Origin of the sequence: Herbaspirillum sp. BH-1, from assembly GCF_002870055.1 — a bacterium.
Lineage (GTDB): Bacteria > Pseudomonadota > Gammaproteobacteria > Burkholderiales > Burkholderiaceae_D > Herbaspirillum > Herbaspirillum frisingense.
In genome coordinates this window covers 19059-36667 of the sequence record NZ_PKOI01000023.1, presented here as the reverse complement: position 1 = coordinate 36667, position 17609 = coordinate 19059, and the positions used below count along the sequence as shown (strand labels likewise).

At 63.5% G+C, this 17609-nt stretch carries 15 protein-coding genes; 8 read left to right on the top strand and 7 right to left on the bottom strand.

The window, feature by feature from the left end; translation table 11 throughout:
• Positions 1-81: 81 nt before the first annotated feature.
• Positions 82-2133, bottom strand: coding sequence for an FUSC family protein (locus tag HBH1_RS21870; protein ID WP_233207673.1), 2052 nt, complete (start codon positions 2131-2133; stop codon positions 82-84).
• A gap of 416 nt (positions 2134-2549) precedes the next feature.
• Entirely contained in the window at positions 2550-3446 is an 897-nt protein-coding gene (locus HBH1_RS21865; RefSeq protein WP_102664383.1) for a LysR substrate-binding domain-containing protein, read from the bottom strand.
• Positions 3447-3632: 186 nt separating this feature from the next.
• Here HBH1_RS21865 and HBH1_RS21860 point away from each other — a divergent pair, with 186 nt between their 5' ends.
• Complete coding sequence (locus tag HBH1_RS21860) at positions 3633-5123, top strand: acetyl-CoA hydrolase/transferase family protein (RefSeq protein WP_102664351.1); 1491 nt, start codon at positions 3633-3635, stop codon at positions 5121-5123.
• A gap of 28 nt (positions 5124-5151) precedes the next feature.
• Here HBH1_RS21860 and HBH1_RS21855 read toward each other — a convergent pair whose 3' ends face one another.
• Complete coding sequence (locus HBH1_RS21855; RefSeq protein ID WP_102664350.1) at positions 5152-6120, bottom strand: LysR family transcriptional regulator; 969 nt, start codon at positions 6118-6120, stop codon at positions 5152-5154.
• A gap of 133 nt (positions 6121-6253) precedes the next feature.
• Between HBH1_RS21855 and HBH1_RS21850 the strand changes: the two genes are divergently transcribed.
• From HBH1_RS21850 to HBH1_RS21820, 7 genes are all read left to right on the top strand, one after another.
• On the top strand, positions 6254-7495 hold the full coding sequence (locus HBH1_RS21850; protein WP_077236500.1) for an MFS transporter: 1242 nt from the start codon (positions 6254-6256) through the stop codon (positions 7493-7495).
• Between the two features lie 196 nt (positions 7496-7691).
• On the top strand, positions 7692-8228 hold the full coding sequence (locus HBH1_RS21845; RefSeq protein WP_102664349.1) for a GbsR/MarR family transcriptional regulator: 537 nt from the start codon (positions 7692-7694) through the stop codon (positions 8226-8228).
• A 100-nt stretch (positions 8229-8328) separates the two neighbouring features.
• Positions 8329-9621, top strand: a complete 1293-nt coding sequence (locus HBH1_RS21840) for an SDR family oxidoreductase (RefSeq protein ID WP_102664348.1) — start codon at positions 8329-8331, stop codon at positions 9619-9621.
• An 11-nt stretch (positions 9622-9632) separates the two neighbouring features.
• Complete coding sequence (locus HBH1_RS21835; protein ID WP_102664347.1) at positions 9633-10097, top strand: DUF2269 family protein; 465 nt, start codon at positions 9633-9635, stop codon at positions 10095-10097.
• A 169-nt stretch (positions 10098-10266) separates the two neighbouring features.
• Positions 10267-10518, top strand: coding sequence for a hypothetical protein (locus HBH1_RS21830; protein ID WP_102664346.1), 252 nt, complete (start codon positions 10267-10269; stop codon positions 10516-10518).
• Between the two features lie 23 nt (positions 10519-10541).
• A complete protein-coding gene (locus tag HBH1_RS21825) occupies positions 10542-11180 on the top strand; it encodes an ABC transporter ATP-binding protein (protein ID WP_102664345.1) in 639 nt (212 codons plus the stop codon).
• 242 nt (positions 11181-11422) lie between these two features.
• Entirely contained in the window at positions 11423-13027 is a 1605-nt protein-coding gene (locus HBH1_RS21820; protein ID WP_102664344.1) for a methyl-accepting chemotaxis protein, read from the top strand.
• 9 nt (positions 13028-13036) lie between these two features.
• Here the strand turns inward: HBH1_RS21820 and HBH1_RS21815 are convergent, their stop codons facing one another.
• Genes HBH1_RS21815 through HBH1_RS21800 form a run of 4 tightly spaced genes read right to left on the bottom strand, consistent with a single transcriptional unit; the run spans position 13037 to position 17609 of the window.
• Entirely contained in the window at positions 13037-13303 is a 267-nt protein-coding gene (locus HBH1_RS21815; protein ID WP_006463471.1) for a PAAR domain-containing protein, read from the bottom strand.
• Positions 13304-13339: 36 nt separating this feature from the next.
• Complete coding sequence (locus tag HBH1_RS21810; protein ID WP_102664343.1) at positions 13340-14473, bottom strand: T6SS immunity protein Tli4 family protein; 1134 nt, start codon at positions 14471-14473, stop codon at positions 13340-13342.
• Positions 14473-15867 (bottom strand): T6SS immunity protein Tli4 family protein, encoded by a 1395-nt coding sequence (locus HBH1_RS21805; protein ID WP_233207672.1) that lies wholly within the window; start codon positions 15865-15867, stop codon positions 14473-14475. The genes HBH1_RS21810 and HBH1_RS21805 overlap by 1 nt, the downstream gene beginning before the upstream one ends.
• Complete coding sequence (locus HBH1_RS21800; RefSeq protein WP_102664342.1) at positions 15864-17609, bottom strand: esterase/lipase family protein; 1746 nt, start codon at positions 17607-17609, stop codon at positions 15864-15866. The genes HBH1_RS21805 and HBH1_RS21800 overlap by 4 nt, the downstream gene beginning before the upstream one ends.

Genomic DNA, 17609 nt, shown 5'->3' with positions numbered 1-17609 from the left:
CCTTCCATCTGTTGTGTTGTCGAATCGCTACGCCCGCAGGCGTTTTTCCAGTTCGAACAGGGAAGGGGGATTTTGTTTCCGCTAATTTCCGGGCGCCGGCCCGGTGGCCTCCAGGGTGGCCACCAGCAGGCAGGCAGTCTCGACGGCAGCGGCCTGGGCCAGCTGCACCGGGGCAGGGCGCTGGCGGGTAAGGGCCTGCAGGGTCGGCGCATCGCGTGCCTGCAGAGCCTGGGCCAGCGCGTGCAGCCACTCCAGCAGTTCCGGTGCGACAGGCTGGGGATGCGCCCACAGGTGGCTGGCGGCAGCCGCCAGGCGGCGCGACAGGGCGACTGCCGTGCGGCCACGCCCATGGTCACGCTCGCGCCAGCCCCGTTCGCGCGCCACCCGTTGCAGCAGCAGGCCGGCTTCGACATTGGCCACGCAGGCGTCGCGGCGGTGGGCATGCAACTGCGCGATACCGGCCTTGTCCGTTCCACCGGCGCCAGCCGGCATGGCCGGTACCAATGCCGCAGCCAGGTAGTCCAGGTTGAGCTGGGCCATGCGGCGCAGTTGCGCCTGCGGGTCTTCCTGCTGGCGACGCGGCCAGAACAGGTAGCTGGCCAGGACCGCCACCACCGCGCCAATGACGTTGTTGCCGGCGCGCAGCGCGGCATTGGCCAGTTCATGGGCCGGATCGCCGCCGACATCGGCCACCAGCACGAATACCGGTGTCAGGAAGGTGGCATACAGGCCATAGCTGACCGGCCGCAGGGCCATGGTCAGCACGGTCAGCGGGAACACCAGCAAGGCCAGCCCCAGCGGCGAATGCACCACCAGACAGACCGCCACCGCCAGCACGCCACCGACCACGCTGCCGACGGCGCGCTCCATGCTGCGCGACCAGCTGTCGGAGATGCTGGGTTGCATCACCAGCATGGTGGCCATGGTGGCCCAGTAGCCGAAGGGCAGTTCCAGCAGATGCACGATCAGATAGGTGGCCCCGGCGGCGGCGGCGCAGCGCCAGGCGTGATGCCATTCGGCCGAACCGGCGCGCACGTGCAGGGCGGCCTTGCGGGCGGCCGCGCTCAGCAGATGAAACCAGGCCGATATCCCCACCCGCTGTGCGCGCTCGGCGCGGGCGGCCTGCTTCAGGCGGGCGGGATCATCGCCGCCATGAGCCAGTGGCGTGTCCACCCGCTGCAACAGACGGCCGGTGCCGCTGGGCAGTCGTGCCACCAGTTGCCGCAGGCGCAACATGATGCGGGCATCGTCATCGGCGGCAATGGCATCACCGCGCTGCATGTCGCGTTGCATGGCCTGCAACTGGCGGGCGATGGCGGCCAGCACGCGGCCGGTGCGCTGGCGGGCGCGGGGCGCCTGATAATGCGTCAGCTGCAGGTCGGCCAGTACGGTGATGCCATCGAGCAGCACCTCGGCACGGGCCAGCCGGACCAGCAGGTTTTCATACAGACGGCGGGATTCGGTACGCTCCACGGCCACCGCCTCCAGGGCGCGGTGCGCACTGGCCAGGTCGAAGCGGGCGTGACGGCGGGTGTGGGCGGCCAGTTCGGCGGCATGCACCGCATAGGCCGGGTCGTCCAGGTCATTGGCGGCCGCAATGGCGGCCAGTTCGGCCAGGGTGCCATAGGCGCGCGCGACTGCCTGGCGTGCCGGGGCGAAGGGGTGGATGCGCCAGACCGTCAGACCCAGCAGCAGCGCCCACAGGCAGCCGGCGAAATAGATCAGGACATGGCTTTGCGAGAGCGGCCACAACACCACCGGCGCATCGGCCATGATGGCCGAGACCCCGGCCGCCAGCATCAGCACCAGGCCGACGGCTGCGCCATAGATACGCGAAAAACCAGCTGCACCGGCGCAGGCCATGATGGCCAGCAAACCCGCTTCCACGCTCAGGCCGGCGGCGCTGGCAGCGACCATGCCGCCCAGGGTGGAGGCCAGGGCGAAGCCGCCCATGGACGCCAGCCTGGCCCGGTTGGAGCCGGCACTGTCGGCCAGCGAGGTGAGAAAGGCGCCGATGGCGGCCCAGGAGAAGAGCGGATTGCCCAGCCATTCGCCCAGCAACAGCATGGCCGCCGCACCGCAGGCGGCACGCAGGCCTTCGGAGAGATTGGCGTGACGCAGCGGGAACTGCATGCGCCAGCGTTCGACCCGGGTGCGACAACGACGGCAATGGGTCAGCAGCAGAAATCGGTAGAGCGAAAACCGCGATGACAGCAGCGACAGGGATTGCAAAAGCGGGAGCGACGACAAAGGCGGCGGCATGATCACGTGCTGACGTAGAGGGCTGGGGCGCAGGCGGCCTGGAGACTGGCCAGGAGGATTGCCGACACCTGCGCACTCACGGTCGCAACGACGTCATTCCGGTTCCGCCGTCACGGGTGAGGAGGGGCGGCAGGCATCGGCAGTGCTCAGTATAGGAAGCTGCGCTCATGCACGGCATGACTTAAATTCCGGCTTTGCATTCCATTTCAGAATATTCAGGAATGCATGGGGAGGTGCCACCCGGCAGGTGAGAGAAGCGGCCTGACTGCAGTCCTAGTCTGCAGACCCTACTTGCGGCCCTTGCCACCGGCGAACAGCTCGCCGCTCAGTTCCATCCATGCCCTGGCCGCATGCGAGAGATAGCCGCCCCGGGTGACGTAGGCCACCTGCCACTGCACCTCCGGCTCGACCAGGCGCACCGCCTGCAACTGGTCGGTGGCCAGGCGGTGGATGAAGGGTTCCGGCAACAGCGCGGCCCCCATGCCGGCCAGGGCCATGGCCACCAGCCAGTCCCATTGCGCGCTCTGGGCCACGATCTCGGGCGCGATGCCCTGTTCGCGGAACACGCCGCGCAGGCTGCGGGTCAGACCGAATTCATTGTTGAGCAGCACCAGCGGCATGCCGTCGAGCTGGGCGCAGCGCAGGGTAGAGCGGTTCTTCTGGAAGCTGCCGGCCTGGGCCACCGCCCACATCGGATAGCGCGCTACCGGCATGGTCTGCAACTCCAGCGCGGGGTCGGCCGGCAAGACCGTCATGCCGATCTCCAGCTCACCGCTGGCGACGCGCTGCTCGATCTGCGGGCCGGTATCTTCCTGGAGCACGATGGCGATCTCGGGATGGCGCTCGCGGAAGGCCTTCAGCACCGGAGTGCAGAGGATGTTGATCATCGGCGGGATACCGATCTCCAGCCGGCCGCTGCGCAAGGCCTTGGTATCGCGTACCTCGGCATCCAGACGCTGCATCGAAGCCAGGATCTGCTGCCCCTGCTCATAGACCACGCGGCCGGTGTCGGTCAGCTGCAGCCGGCGGCCATCGCGAATGAGCAGGGGGGCTTCCATCTCGTCCTCCAGCTGCCGCACCATCTTGCTGACGGTGGACTGGGTCACGTGCAAGGCGTCGGCGGCGCGGCTGAAGCTGTTCAGACGCACCGTTTCGGTGAAATAGCGCAGGGCGCGGATATCCATGGCGAGGGCTTTCTGCAGCGGGAAGGCGGGCCGGCCCACCTATGCGTTCTACGACTGGAATGCGGGAATTTTAATCATACAGTGCATAGGGACCCGCTCCTACACTTGATACAAACAAGAATGCAAGAAGTCCGTCGAGGATGCACTGCACACCCCCTAAAGAACCCGAGCAGGAGCACACCATCCATGGATAGCCAGCGCATCCGCCAGCCCGCATTGGCCGGCAAAGTGATGTCGGCCGCAGAGGCGGCGACATTTTTCCACAACGGCATGACCATCGGCCTGAGCGGGTTCACCCGTGCCGGCGATGCCAAGGCCATGCCCCGTGCGCTGGCCGACCGGGCCGCGCATGAAGAACTGCATTTCACCGTCATCACCGGTGCCTCGCTGGGCAATGGCAGCGACGGCCTCATGGCCGAAGCGGGCCTGCTGGCGCGGCGCCTGCCGTTCCAGGTCGATCCCACGCTGCGCAAGAAGATCAACGCCGGCGAGGTGATGTTCATCGACCAGCACCTCTCCGAAACGGCCGAGCAGCTGCGCAGCGGCACGCCTTCGCGTATCGATATCGCAGTGATCGAGGCGGCAGCCATCACCGAGGAGGGCATCGTGCCGACCATGTCGGTAGGCAATTCGGCCAGCTTCGTGGAACAGGCCGCGCAGATCGTCATCGAACTCAACACCAGCATGCCGCTGGCACTGGAAGGTCTGCACGACATCTACCTCCCGGCCGCGCGCCCGGAGCGCAAACCCATTGCGCTGACCGCCGCCGGCGACCGCATCGGCCATCCCACGATTCCCTTCGATCCGGCCAAGGTGGTGGCCATCGTGCTCACCGAGACGCCCGACAGTCCGTCTTCGGTGCTGCCGCCGGATGACGAGACCCGGGCCATCGCCGGCCATGTGATCCACTTCCTGGAATGCGAAGTCGAGGCCGGTCGCCTGCCGCATACGCTGGCGCCGCTGCAGGCCGGCATCGGCACGATTGCCAATGCGGTGCTGCACGGCCTGGTCGATTCGCCGTTCCGCAACCTGGTGATGTATTCGGAAGTCTTGCAGGACAGCGCCATCGACCTGCTCGATTCGGGCCAGCTGGCCTTTGCCTCGGCTTCGTCGATCACCCTGTCGCAGGCCAAGTACGCGCACTTCCTGGCCAATATCGAGCGTTACCGCGACAAGCTGGTGCTGCGCCCGCAGGAGATCAGCAATCATCCGGAGCTGGTGCGCCGCTTGGGCATCATCGGGCTGAACACGGCGCTGGAGTTCGACCTCTACGGCAACGTCAATTCCACCCATGTGGGTGGCACGCACATGATGAACGGCATCGGCGGCTCGGGCGACTTTGCGCGCAACGGGCAGATTTCGATCTTCGTTTCCAAATCGGTGGCCAAGGAGGGGGCGATTTCCAGCGTGGTACCGATGGTCTCGCATGTGGACCACAGCGAGCATGACGTCGATGTGCTGGTCACCGAATGGGGCCTGGCCGACCTGCGTGGCCTGGCGCCGCGCGAACGCGCCGTGAAGGTGATCGAGCAGTGCTGCCATCCGGATTACCGCCCGCAGCTGCGCGACTATTTCGAGCGCGCCTGCCGCGCCGGAGGGCATACACCGCATCTGCTGGGCGAGGCGTTCTCCTGGCACCAGCACTTTGCCACGCACCAGACCATGCGTCTGGACTGACGTCGCCCGACCGTCGGGCAGCCTAAGCTCAGGCCCGTCCGACCGCCTTGTGGACCACCCCGGGCATGGCTTCCTTCATGGTATCGATGAAGTGGCGCAGGCGCGCCGGGTAGAAGCGGGCGTAGGGGTACAACAGCGAGACCGGCAGCGGTGCCGGCTCCCATTCCGGCAGCAGTTGCACCAGCCGGCCAGCGGCCACATCCTCGGACAGTACCCAGGATGAACCTACGGCCGCACCCATGCCGGCGATGGCCGCATTGCGCAGGGCGTAGAGGCTATCGGTGACCAGCTGGGGCCGGAACGCCACCTGGCTGCGCTCACCACTGTGGGCGTGGGTCAGCGTCACCTCGCGGCGGTAGAAGGCGGGAATGGCGATCCACGGCAGGTCCGCCAGCTCGGCCGGCGACTGCGGCAGCGCCCGTCCCTGCAGAAGGGTGGGGGCGACCACCGTCATGCGCGGCACCTCGGCCAGATGGATCGCCACCACCGAGGGGTCAGCCACCTCACCGACCTGGATCGCGCAGTCTATCCCCTGGCTGATGAAATCGGCGGCGCGGTCGTGCAGCAGCCATTCCACCGTGATGCGCGGATGGTTGCGCATAAACTGCGCCAGCGGGCCGATCAACTGCTCCTGGCCGAAGGCGTGCGGCACGGCCACCCGCAGGGTCCCTTCGGCATGCTGCCGGGCGCCACGCAACTCGTTCTCGAACTCATCCCACCCGGCCAGCAATTCCTTGGCCCGTTCATAACAGCGTTCGCCATCCTCGGTCATCTTCATCGCATGGGTGGAACGCTGCAGCAGGCGTACGCCCAGCGAGCGCTCCAGGGTCTGCAGGCGACGACTGATGGTGGGTTGGGTGGTGGCCAGTTGGGCCGCCGCCGCCGACAGGCTGCCGGCATCGACGATGCGCACGAAGGTCTGGATCAGCTCGATGCGATCCGTCAGTCCGGCGGCCGAAAAGCTGGCGGCAGGGGAGGGTAAGATAGGCTTGCTCATACGGCTAACGTATAACAATTCTGCCGCGTGCGCTACTACCGGATGCGAGCCAGGAGGCGGAGAATCCGTTCCAACGCTGGCAAAGAGGGGGTTTCCCGGGCCGGCCGCAAGACAAACCCTACGGAGTTCCATCATGAACAGCATTCAAAAGACGCATACCGCTGCCCCGGCTTCCGCCCAGCCGGCCGCGCATGCCAATGGCCTGTCGCCGGCCTTGATCGGCCTGCTGGCCACTGGCGCCGGCCTGGCCGTGGCGTCCCTCTACTATTCGCAGCCCATGCTGGGCGTGCTGGCCGATGACATCGGCGCTTCCGAGCGCGCGGTGGGCATGGTGCCGATGTCGACCCAGCTCGGCTATGCCCTGGGCATCCTGCTGCTGGCACCGCTGGGTGACCGCTACGACCGCCGCCGCATCATCCTGATCAAGGCCGCCATCCTGACGGTGGCGTTGCTGCTGGCCGGCGCCGCCTCTGGCGTAGCCACGCTGCTGGCGGCCAGTCTGGCCATTGGCCTGACCGCCACCATGGCCCAGGACATCGTCCCGGCCGCCGCCACCCTGGCACCGGAACAGCATCGCGGCCGCATCGTCGGCACCGTCATGACCGGCTTGCTGCTGGGCATCCTCCTATCGCGGGTGGTCAGCGGCTTCGTGGCTGAACACTTCGGCTGGCGCGCCATGTTCGTGGGCGCCTCGGCCAGCATCGCCCTGGTCGGCCTGGCCGCATGGCGTGGCCTGCCGCGCTTCCACCCGACTTCACGTCTGTCGTATGGCGCGCTGCTGGGCTCGCTGGGTACGCTGGTCAGCAAGCATGGCGCCCTGCGTCGTGCCGCCCTGGCCCAGGGCCTGCTGTCGGTCGGTTTCTCAGCCTTCTGGTCGACCCTGGCGGTAATGCTGCATGGCGCACCCTTCCACCTGGGTAGCGCCGCTGCCGGTGCCTTCGGCCTGGCCGGTGCGGCCGGTGCGCTGGCCGCTCCCCTGGCTGGCCGCATTTCCGACAAGAAAGGTCCGGAACTGGTGACCCGTCTGGGTGTGACACTGGCTGCCCTGGCCTTCGCCTCGATGGCGCTGGCACCGTGGTTCTCGACCCAGGGTCAACTGGTCTTGCTGGCGCTGGCCGCCATCGGCTTCGACCTCGGTGTGCAGGCTACCCTGGTGGCACACCAGACCATCGTCTACAGCATCGAACCGGGCGCCCGCAGCCGTCTGAATGCCGTGCTGTTCGTGGGCATGTTCATCGGCATGGCCGCCGGTGCCGCCCTGGGCAGCCTGGCGCTGGCACAGTGGGGCTGGATCGCGGTAGTCGCCCTGGCAACCCTGTCGGCCTTGCTGGCCCTGGTGGTGCGGATGTGGCCGGGGGCGGCCAAGGCACACTGAGCCTGCAGCACGATCTGTTTGCCCTGAGATTGACTGAGAGAACGACGGTCCCGGCTTTGCCGGGGCCGTTTTTTATTTTTCTGGTCCGTCATGACGTCTCCCCGTCTGTCATTAACAGACCCGCAGTCAGGTTGACGGCCACGGCAATCCTGCCTACAATTTCTGTAATGACAGAAATAACGGAAGTGGAATGACAATGGATCTTGGCCCAACCGCACAGAAATACGTTCTCCACTGGGGAGAAATGGGGACACGCTGGGGCGTCAATCGCACCGTCGCGCAAATCCAGGCCTTGCTGTTCCTGGCCGACCAGCCCATGCACGCGGAAGAAATCACTGAAACGCTCAATGTTGCACGGTCCAACGTCAGTAACAGTCTCAAGGAGCTGCAAAGCTGGGGCCTGGTACGCATTGTTCATCTCGCTGGCGACCGGCGTGATCATTTCGTGGCGCTGCAAGACGTCTGGGAAATCTTTCGGGCCATTGTGGAGGAGCGCAAGCGGCGCGAGATCGACCCGACCTTGACGGTATTGCGCGACTGCGCTTCCGAAGCCAGGTATGACAATAGTTTGAGCAAAGCCGCGCAGGGGCGCATGGATGAGGCGTTGGACTTCCTGCAGATGCTGACGGCTTCCTACGACGACTACAAGCATCTTCCGCCTGCCACGCTCAAGCGCTTCCTGAAAATGGGCGGCAAGGTGGCGCGACTGCTGAGCACCGACGACAAGACCTGAATGATCAAGCGAGATCTTCTTACCGGAAGATCTCGCATTTTTTTAAAGAACCATTTCTGTATTTACAGAAATAAGTGACAAAACTTTCGGAGAAACGGCGATGAGGATTCTGGTTCTGGGCGCCACGGGCGCCATCGGCGCGTGCACGCTACAGGCATTGCTGGCAGAGGGTCATGAGGTCATCGGCGCCAGTCGCCGACAGCCGGAACAGGAGGTCGCCGCAAGCACCGCGCCATGGATCAGCATGGACGTCACCCAATTGCCGACCACCGCCCAGTGGGAGGCCATGCTGGAGGGGGTCGAGCTCGTCGTCAACTGCGTCGGCATCATCGCCGAAAAGCGACGCGGGGACTTCGAGATACTCCATTGCACCATGCTGCAAGCCCTCAGCGCGGCATGCACGAAGCGGCATTGCGCACTGATCCATCTCTCCGCGCTGGGCAGTGCCAGCACCGCGCCTACTGCATATTGGGCCAGCAAAGGAAGGGGAGAAGAGTGGCTGGCCGCGCAAGATATCGCCTGTACCATCCTGCGCCCCTCGCTGGTCTTCAGTCCCCAGGGCGCCAGCAGCAAGCTGTTCCTGGGACTGGCCACACTGCCCCTCGTGCTGCTCCCTGGCGCGAACGTGCCGGTGCAACCCGTCTCCGTGGATGACCTGGCGGCGCTGATCGTGGCCCTCGTGCGCATGCGGCTGGCCGGAGAGACCTGGCCAAGCCGCATCGACGTCGCCGGCCCGCGCAAGATGACTCTGGCGCAGTACATCAGCCTTCTGCGTCAGGCCATGGGAGCGCCGCCTGCCTGGCTGGGCCACTTGCCGTTTGCCCTGGCGCAGCCGATCGCGCGCGTCAGCGCCTGGCTGCGGCTGCCGATGCTCGCCCCGGAGCCGCTGACCATGCTGGCGGCCAGCCAGGACGGTCGCCTCTGTCCGGATAACAGCATGATGTGCCAGATTCTGGGTCGTTCGCCACGTGATCCCGCCGGTTTCGCCACCCCCTCCCTCCGGCCAGCGGCCATCGCTGGCTGGGCCTATCCGGCCTTGACTGTGATCATCGCCTGGCTATGGCTATATACCGCGTATGTCTCATGGTTCGCCTGGCCACACGAACAAAGCCATGCCTGGCTATCAGCATGCGCCATCCCGCCCGGCCTGCATGAGTTCGTGCTGGCCACCGCCAGCATCACCGATGCCGCGCTCGGTACGGCCCTGTTGACAGGACTGGTCCGTGCGCGTCGCTGGCATGGCGTGCTGTGGCCGGTGCAGATAGGCCTGGTCGCGGGTTACACGCTGTTGATGACGGTCTTTCTTCCGCAATTCTGGGCTCACCCATTCGGGCCGCTCTCGAAGAACCTGCCTTTGCTGCTTCTCTTTTGCGTCATGTGGCGCCTACGTTGAAAGGAATTTCCATGACCTACCTCACCATCAAGTGGGTACACATCATCTCGGCCACGTTCATGTTTGGGACCGGCTTCGGCACCGCCTTCTACATGTTCTTCGTCAATCGCAGCCACAACGTGCAGGCCATTGCCGTGGTCACGCGCTGGGTCGCACGCGCCGACTGGTGGTTCACGACGCCGTCGGTGATCGTGCAGCCCCTGTCGGGCTTCTGGATGATGCACCTGGCGGGTTATCCCTTGCATTCGCCCTGGATCATCTGGTCACTTGCGCTCTACGCCCTGGCTGGCGCGTGCTGGCTACCGGTCGTCTGGATGCAATTGCGGATGCGCGACATGGCGCAGATCGCCGCTAGGCAGGGCACTGAGTTACCGGCGCGCTTTTGGCGCTTCGAAAAAATCTGGACTGTGCTCGGCTTTCCCGCTTTCGGCGGACTGCTCGTGGTGTATTGGTTGATGGTCAACAAGCCGATGTAAGCAGGTTTTCTTGCGGGGAACATCTGCCGCCGCATGCCCCCTGATCCTTCACATCTTCTATAATCGCGGGCAGGAGACAACCCATCGCCAGCATGATCCCGGCCAGTGATAGCGCCCATCCGGCGCGGCGCGGCGGCCACGCGGCGAACAACACGGCACGGTGAACGGCATGGCCCTGTATTTCAAGAACAAGCGACAGAAGACCTTCCTTGGTGCGCCCGTGGGCTGGCCACTGATGTTGCTGATGGCCGTCGACCTCTGCATTGCGGCCCTGATGTTTCTGTCCGATCACGACTGGAGTGGTCTGATCCTCCTGTATCCGCCACTGGCGCTGGCACTGGCGATGCTGGCCGATGCCCGCAAGGAGAAACGCGCCGCCCAGGAAGCAGAACGACAAGACGCCCGTCGCCCACGCCGTTGAAACGGCCTCACCCAATCCATCCGATGACCCAAGCTGCTGATCGTGCTGCCCTGCTGCTGGCTTCCCGCCTCAATTTTTCCTATCCCGGTCTGGATCTGTTCCAGGATTTCTCGGCCCGCATCACCTCCGGCGTGACGCTGGTGCGTGGCGGCGATGGGCGCGGCAAGACCACGCTGCTGAACCTGTTGGGCGGCTTCATGCCGGCCCGCGATGGGGTACTGGAACTGGACGGCGTGCGCCTGGACAGCGATGGCGAAGCCTATCGACGTCAGGTCTTCTTCATCGACCCGCGTACCGAGGCCTACGACCAGATGTTGCCGGCGGAGGTATTCGCGGCGATGGCCGCGCGGTTTCCGCGCTTCGACCACAGCCTGCTGCCGGCCCTGACCGAGGGCCTGTCGCTGACGCCCCATCTGGAAAAGAAGCTCTTCATGCTCTCCACCGGCAGCAAGCGCAAGGTCTACCTGGCGGCCGCCTTTGCCGCCCACGCCAGGCTCACGCTGCTGGACGACCCCTACGCCAGCCTCGACCGGGCCTCGATCAACTTCGTCGCCGCCACGCTCGATGCGCATGCCGATGATGCCCAGCAGGCCTGGGTGGTGGCGATGTACGAAACCCCGACGGCCATCCGCCTGGCCGGGAGCATCGACCTGGGCGACTGAGCGATCCCACGCCCGGTCCCCGTTCTACCTTCACATTCTCTCCCCGCCGAGTTACGTCGGGACGCCTGAGTCTTGGGCCTGTCGGCGCTCGCCCGCGACAAGGCCGTGCTTGGTTTCAACTGCATCGTCTCCTATGCTGGAAAAGGCAGGGCACAACCGGACTGCTGGCCGTGCCTTGCTTTCCGGTTACGTCACCCGGCCTGCTTGCCTACCGACAATGAAACGATAACAGGGGGAATTCCATGCAACTTTCCAACGTCACCATCCGTGTACGTCTGTGGTTGGGCTTCGGCCTGCTGATGGTACTGATGCTGGCCATGGCCGCCAGCGGCATCGCGCGTCTGGCGCAGCTGAACGGCCAGATGAAGGATGTGATCCACGACAAGTATCCCAAGACCGTAGTAGCCGGCGACATTGTCGACCAGCTCAATCTGGTGGCACGCTCGGTGCGCAACATCGTGCTGCTCAAGAAGGAAGCGCAGATCAAGAGCGAGTACGAGCGCATCACCGGGGCCGACAAGGCGGTGCGCGAGGACCTGGCGCAACTGGACCGCCTGCTTACCGACGCCGACAGCCGTGCCGCCCTGGGCAAGCTGATCAGCGCCCAGACGGCCTACATGGAAAAACGCGACAAGGTCCTGACCATGGTGCAGCAGGGTGGCAAGGAGGGCGCCATCGATGTACTCATCGACGAAGTGCGCCCGGTACAGAGCGCCACCATGAGCGCCGCCGACGCCCTCATCAAGCTGCAGCACGACATGATGAAAAGCGCGGGCGACGAAGTCGAGGACAACTACCAGCAAGCGCGCGCGCTGCTGCTGACGCTGGCCGTCGTCGGTCTGGCGGCCGCCACCGCCATCGCCTGGATGATCACGCGCAGCATCACCCGGCCCCTGGACCGCGCTGTGCGCGTGGCCGAGACGGTGGCGGCCGGCGACCTGACCTCGGCCATCGACGCCCATGGGCGCGATGAGACCAGCATGCTCCTGCGTGCCTTGAAGAAGATGAATGACCGGCTGCTGGAGATCGTGAGCCAGGTGCGCGTCTCCACCGATACCATCGCCACGGCCAGCAGCGAGATTGCGCGAGGCAACCTGGACTTGTCTTCCCGCACCGAGGAGCAGGCGGCTTCGCTGGAGGAGACCGCCTCCTCGATGGAGCAGCTCACCGCCACCGTCCGGCAAAACGCCAGCCACGCCGGCCAGGCCGACCAGCTTGCGGGCTCGGCCTCGGACATCGCGCGCCAGGGAGGGGACGTGGTCAGCCAGGTGGTAAAGACCATGGGAGCCATCGACGATTCTTCCAGGAAGATCGTGGACATCATCGGTGTCATCGATGGCATCGCCTTCCAGACCAACATCCTCGCCCTGAACGCAGCGGTGGAAGCGGCCCGCGCCGGCGAGCAGGGCCGCGGCTTTGCGGTGGTGGCCTCGGAGGTGCGTGCGCTGGCGCAACGCTCGGCCACGGCGGCCCACGAGATCAAGGGCCTCATCGCCGACTCGGTACAGCGAGTCAGCGATGGCAGCAAGCTGGTGGAGCAGGCCGGACTGACCATGCAGGAGGTGGTGCAAAGCGTGCAGCGGGTGGGTGCCGTGGTCAATGAGATCAGCGCTGCTGGCCAGGAGCAGAGCGCCGGCATCGAACAGGTGAACCTGGCCATCGTGCAGATGGACCAGGTGACCCAGCAGAACGCAGCGCTGGTAGAGCAAGCCGCCGCGGCAGCGCAGTCGCTGCAGGACCAGGCCGCGCAACTGGCGCGGCTGGTGTCGGTGTTCAGGCTGGAAGGAGGGACGCCGGGGTTGGCGGTGCTGGAGTTGCCGACGAGGGGTCGGCTGGCCTATGCGTAGGTCGATCCGCTATTGAGCGCTGAAGTTGTTGGCACTGGCAATCAGGGTCGCGCCGCAACTCGTCTTGTGGCCCTCGTAGGCGACGGCGACGCCATTGATCTTGTGATGGGCATGGCCTTCGACGATGGTGCAATTCTCGTGACCCTTCTGCGGGCAACTGCAGGGGTCGCCTACACGGGCCACGGCAATGCCATTGACCTTGAAGTGTGAGGCGCTGACGCTGGTGACCTTGCCGCCGTGGGAGGTGGCGTCACCGAGACGAATGATCTTGGGCATGGGGATTTCCTTTCGTGCAGGGATTGGGGATAGTGATCAGGAGGCGGACTCGGCGGGGTGGGCAACGCCGGATTGTGGAGTCTTGGCAGGCTGGGGCATCACCGCAGGGGGATGGCGGTGAAGCAGATTTTCGGGGCTTGCGGTGGGGCGTACGCGGAAGCTGTTGAGGACTTCGTCCCAGAGCTTCATGGCTTGCTCATCCGTTAGTTTTGTCTTTTGCGGGTTGCGGTCTTTGTCGCGGTGACCGGTGGTGAGTACGATCTTGAGTGCTGGCGTATCCAGGGTACCTTCGCCTTCGGTCTCCCAGATGAAGCTGTGGCCGCGCATGCCGCCGCTGTTCGGCGCCGTTGCCAAATGTTCCTGGCCACGGTAGGGGCCGACTTGGCGATCGCCGCTGCGCAAGACCCGTACCGACGTGGCCAGGCGACCCAAAAATTGCAGCACGCCACCCATGCGCTCCAGCAATGGACGGTCATGCTTGCGCATAGGCAGAGGGTAGAACCAGACAGAGACGAACGCGTCGGGATGACCCGCTATGTCGATATCGATACCTGCCTCTTCACTCTCCCACTCGGGACTGGCGATGAAGCCCCCCTCAAAACAGTAGCCAGGCTCTGTCGGGATTTCGCTATCGAGGCGCGGCCGAAGATGTATTAACGCCCTTTCCATTTTGCCGAGAACAAGTTCTTCCCGGCTCATGGTTCCCTCTACCGGTGGGCTGGTTCCGGCATGCGACTTTAAAAAGTACTGCGTGCCATTGATCCATCGGTACCCTTCCACCTCCATGAGACCGTCTGCTATATCGAATTCCCAGAATGAGAACACCCGAGTTTCGGCATCCAAGATTCGCGATACGCGCAATAGGCTGGGATCCCTTTCATGCTTTTCTGCTTTTAGCCTTGCTTCCTTTTGATTGAGTTCACGTTGGAAGTCCTCGAACGACTTTGCGGTCGGACGCTTTATACGGAGGTAATCGTACTTGTAGTTTCCACCGCTAAGCTTAGATCCCAAGGGAACGTCGATAAGAAATCGCCCTACGCAGAAAGTGGACACAGAAGTAGCTGGACGGTCGTTCATCAGTTCTGATCGCTGGTCACCACTATCAGCAGCGCAGGCGGTCGCGACCTGCACCGCTAGTGAGAAGATCAACCAAGAGAGTGCGCGGCGCATCACGACTTGCTCCCGCCTTGCGTATCGACACTTTCACTGGCCGAGTCGCTTTCCGAACTGGGGACGTCGGCCCCTTCTTCGTAATCGACCAGAGTCCATACGGTCTTGGTTTCATATGTCGGTGGTTTCTTGCGCAAGGCCTGCCACAGGTTCGGCGGACCCAGCAGGACAACGGAGGGCATCGTCTCTCCAGCCTTGAAGAAGCGCCGACGACCGCCCGCCACATTGCCCGTGTCAACACATCTCCACCAGCCATTCTGCGGGCAGATGCTGCCGGTCCCGGCGAGCTCGCCGAGAGGACGCAAGGGGGAGGATGGAGGATTGTTCTGGCTGGTTTTCTGCGGGTCCGTGGTCGGACGCACGCGGAAGCTGTTGAGAACTTCGTCCCAGAGCTTCATGGCTTGCTCATCCGTCAATTTTGTCTTTTGCGGGTTGCCATCTTTGTCTCGATGACCGGTAGTGAGTTCGATCTTGAGTGCTGGCGTATCAAGCGTCCCTTCGCCTTCGGTTTCCCAGATAAAGCTGTGACCGCGCATGCCGCCGCTGTTGGGTGCCGTTGCCAGATGTTCCTGGCCACGGTAGGGGCCGACTTGGCGATCGCCACTGCGCAAGACCCGTACTGATGTGGCCAGGCGACCCAGAAATTGCAGCACCCCGCCCATGCGCTCCAGCAATGGACGGTCGTGCTTGCGCATGGGCAGAGGGTAGAACCAGACGGAAACAAACGCGTCGGGATGACCCGCTATGTCGATATCGATACCTGCCTCTTCACTCTCCCACTCGGGACTGGCGATGAAGCCACCTTCAAAACAGTAGCCGGGTTCTGTCGGAATTTCGGTATCGAGACGCGGCCGAAGATGTGTGAGAGCCCTTTCCATTTTGCCGAGAACAAGCTCCTCCCTGCTCATGGTTCCTTCTACTGGCGGGCTGGTTCCGGCTTGTGCCTTCAAAAAATACTGCGTGCCATCGATCCATCGGTATCCTTCGACTTCGATGAGACCTCTAGCCCTTCCAAATTTCCAGAATGAAAGCACACGCGATGCTGCATCCGGTGTCCGCGATGTTCGCAACAAGCTCGGATCCTGATCATGCTTTTGAGCTACGAGTTTCTTTTCCTTTTGACTGAGTTCGCGCTGAAAGTCCTCGAACGACATCTGCACTAGGCGCTCAATCTGAAGGTAATCGTACTTGTAGTCTGCTCCGCTAAGCTTAGATCCCTCAGGCACATCAATGAGAAATCGCCCAACACAGAAGGTAGATATGGAAGGAGCTGAGGAGTTATTGGGTTGTATGTTCATAAGGTTTGTTCGCTGGCCGCCGCTGTCAGCAGCACAATTCGCCGCGACAAACAACACGAAAGAAAATATCAGACGGAAAAGAGCTGACCGTTTCATGTCTTCTCCATTAGGCTCTTCACAGAAGGGGAGTTGGTCACCATGCTGATGATGGAATACAAAGAGACCGCTTGCGAGATCGCGGCGTTATAAGAAAACTGGTGCTCGTAGCTATCGTGCATTTTCGATTTTCCCTCGTGCTTGAAAATCTGTATCGAATGCGTCTTAGGTGCCGCACCCGATTCGGCAGGAACCGTACCATCACCAGGGCCAGTACCATCCTGGATACTGAAACTCACCCGGTATTTGTGGGCGAAGGAAAGCTCCACCGTTCCATTCAGGTCATCTAGCTCCAACACCGCCGATTCCGGCTTACTTGGCGTAGACCGGGTGCTTTTCCATAGCACTTCGTTCCATGAAGGCTTTTCTGGATCGGCGGCGTAATAGGCATACGTCGTAGCGTGGTACTTATTCAAGATCGTTTGATGCAATTCCATCGCTATCAGCATGTTGTCGACGTATTTATCGAAGTCGCCCTTATCAGGAACAGACGAAGGCGCCAGCTTGCCCTCCCTCATCGCTTTCGCCCGATCCTCCCGCCCCGCCGGATCAATCAAATCCTCCCGCACCAACTTCCACCAGTCCGCCGTATTGTTGAGATAGATGTTCGCGTAGGGATCCCCCTCGCCCAGAAAGCTCTCCATCTCCTCCTGCACCCCGCGTTGCCCCATCCCCACGTAACTGACGCGCAGCCAATGCCGCTCACCACGGTTGGTCCAGGTCCGGTATTGATCTGTGGGCAGCAGCTCCAGCGGACCTGCTGCGTTGGCCATCACTGCGGTGCAGTCGGCGCCGTTACGCCCCAGAATCACCTGTGCTGCCCCCTCAAACCCCGCGCGTATGCGCTTGTAGGTGGCAGGTGCCCCCAGGGCGGGCATGACACCGTGCAGCACCCCCAGGATGCGCTGGTCCATTCCAGGCAATTGCGCACAGGCACGGGCCACCAGGCCGCCCATGCTGTGCGTGATCAGAATCACCTGCTCGCAGGCTTTGCCCTTGCTGCGGTAATAGGCGGTGATGCGTTCGATCTCGGCGGCCAGTCGCTCGGCGGAGACCTTGTTGCTCTGCAGCCAGTTGTACCCCACCGCATGTACCGGGTAGAGCAGTTCGGCAGCGTCGCGCAGCTGTTGCTCCTGCAAGGGAACGAAGGGCTTTTGAGCACCTAGCTTGGTGGCGTCCTGGCGGTTCATCACCAGTTCCTGCCAATGTGGAGTGAGTGTCTGCCCCTGGCTGATCGGATCGAAGATCGTCGCCATGCTCTTCTCCAGAAATGCCAGGATCTTTTCGTAGCTGTCGCCGTGTAGTTGGCCCCAGCCACGCCATCGTGCGCGTTCGGCATCGGTCTTGCCAGGTGCAATCGCCAGCAGGCTCTTGCAGGCGTCGTCGGGATAGGCTGGCCCCTCATCATCGACCTCTGTTTTGTCGGGATTAAGCAGCCGCTGCCTGTCCGCTGCAGTTCGAACGAGCGACCTGAGCAGGAGAATGACAGCATCCCATTTACCTTCAGGCGGAAACCATGCCGCCCCCTTATCACGGCCCTTGACCTTGAGCCGCGTCCCCATGATCCCCGGCACGAAGACGATGGGCAGCACCGCATCCGGCGAGGTGAGGCACAGGGCGCGTACCTTCATGCTCTTGCCGGTCAGGACCGACTGCGCCACATCATTGCCCTGGTCGTCCCAGCTGGTGCCGACCAGGCGGGTGGGTTCAGGGTTGTTTGCTTGCTTCACTGTCTGATTCAT

What these genes read in the sequence shown, in the direction of transcription:
- HBH1_RS21870 (WP_233207673.1), bottom strand. Translation starts at nt 2,133, where the DNA reads ATGCAGTTCCCGCTGCGTCACGCCAATCTCTCCGAAGGCCTGCGTGCC.
- HBH1_RS21865 (WP_102664383.1), bottom strand. Translation starts at nt 3,446, where the DNA reads ATGGATATCCGCGCCCTGCGCTATTTCACCGAAACGGTGCGTCTGAAC.
- HBH1_RS21860 (WP_102664351.1), top strand. Translation starts at nt 3,633, where the DNA reads ATGGATAGCCAGCGCATCCGCCAGCCCGCATTGGCCGGCAAAGTGATG.
- HBH1_RS21855 (WP_102664350.1), bottom strand. Translation starts at nt 6,120, where the DNA reads ATGAGCAAGCCTATCTTACCCTCCCCTGCCGCCAGCTTTTCGGCCGCC.
- HBH1_RS21850 (WP_077236500.1), top strand. Translation starts at nt 6,254, where the DNA reads ATGAACAGCATTCAAAAGACGCATACCGCTGCCCCGGCTTCCGCCCAG.
- HBH1_RS21845 (WP_102664349.1), top strand. Translation starts at nt 7,692, where the DNA reads ATGGATCTTGGCCCAACCGCACAGAAATACGTTCTCCACTGGGGAGAA.
- HBH1_RS21840 (WP_102664348.1), top strand. Translation starts at nt 8,329, where the DNA reads ATGAGGATTCTGGTTCTGGGCGCCACGGGCGCCATCGGCGCGTGCACG.
- HBH1_RS21835 (WP_102664347.1), top strand. Translation starts at nt 9,633, where the DNA reads ATGACCTACCTCACCATCAAGTGGGTACACATCATCTCGGCCACGTTC.
- HBH1_RS21830 (WP_102664346.1), top strand. Translation starts at nt 10,267, where the DNA reads ATGGCCCTGTATTTCAAGAACAAGCGACAGAAGACCTTCCTTGGTGCG.
- HBH1_RS21825 (WP_102664345.1), top strand. Translation starts at nt 10,542, where the DNA reads ATGACCCAAGCTGCTGATCGTGCTGCCCTGCTGCTGGCTTCCCGCCTC.
- HBH1_RS21820 (WP_102664344.1), top strand. Translation starts at nt 11,423, where the DNA reads ATGCAACTTTCCAACGTCACCATCCGTGTACGTCTGTGGTTGGGCTTC.
- HBH1_RS21815 (WP_006463471.1), bottom strand. Translation starts at nt 13,303, where the DNA reads ATGCCCAAGATCATTCGTCTCGGTGACGCCACCTCCCACGGCGGCAAG.
- HBH1_RS21810 (WP_102664343.1), bottom strand. Translation starts at nt 14,473, where the DNA reads ATGCGCCGCGCACTCTCTTGGTTGATCTTCTCACTAGCGGTGCAGGTC.
- HBH1_RS21805 (WP_233207672.1), bottom strand. Translation starts at nt 15,867, where the DNA reads ATGAAACGGTCAGCTCTTTTCCGTCTGATATTTTCTTTCGTGTTGTTT.
- HBH1_RS21800 (WP_102664342.1), bottom strand. Translation starts at nt 17,609, where the DNA reads ATGAATCAGACAGTGAAGCAAGCAAACAACCCTGAACCCACCCGCCTG.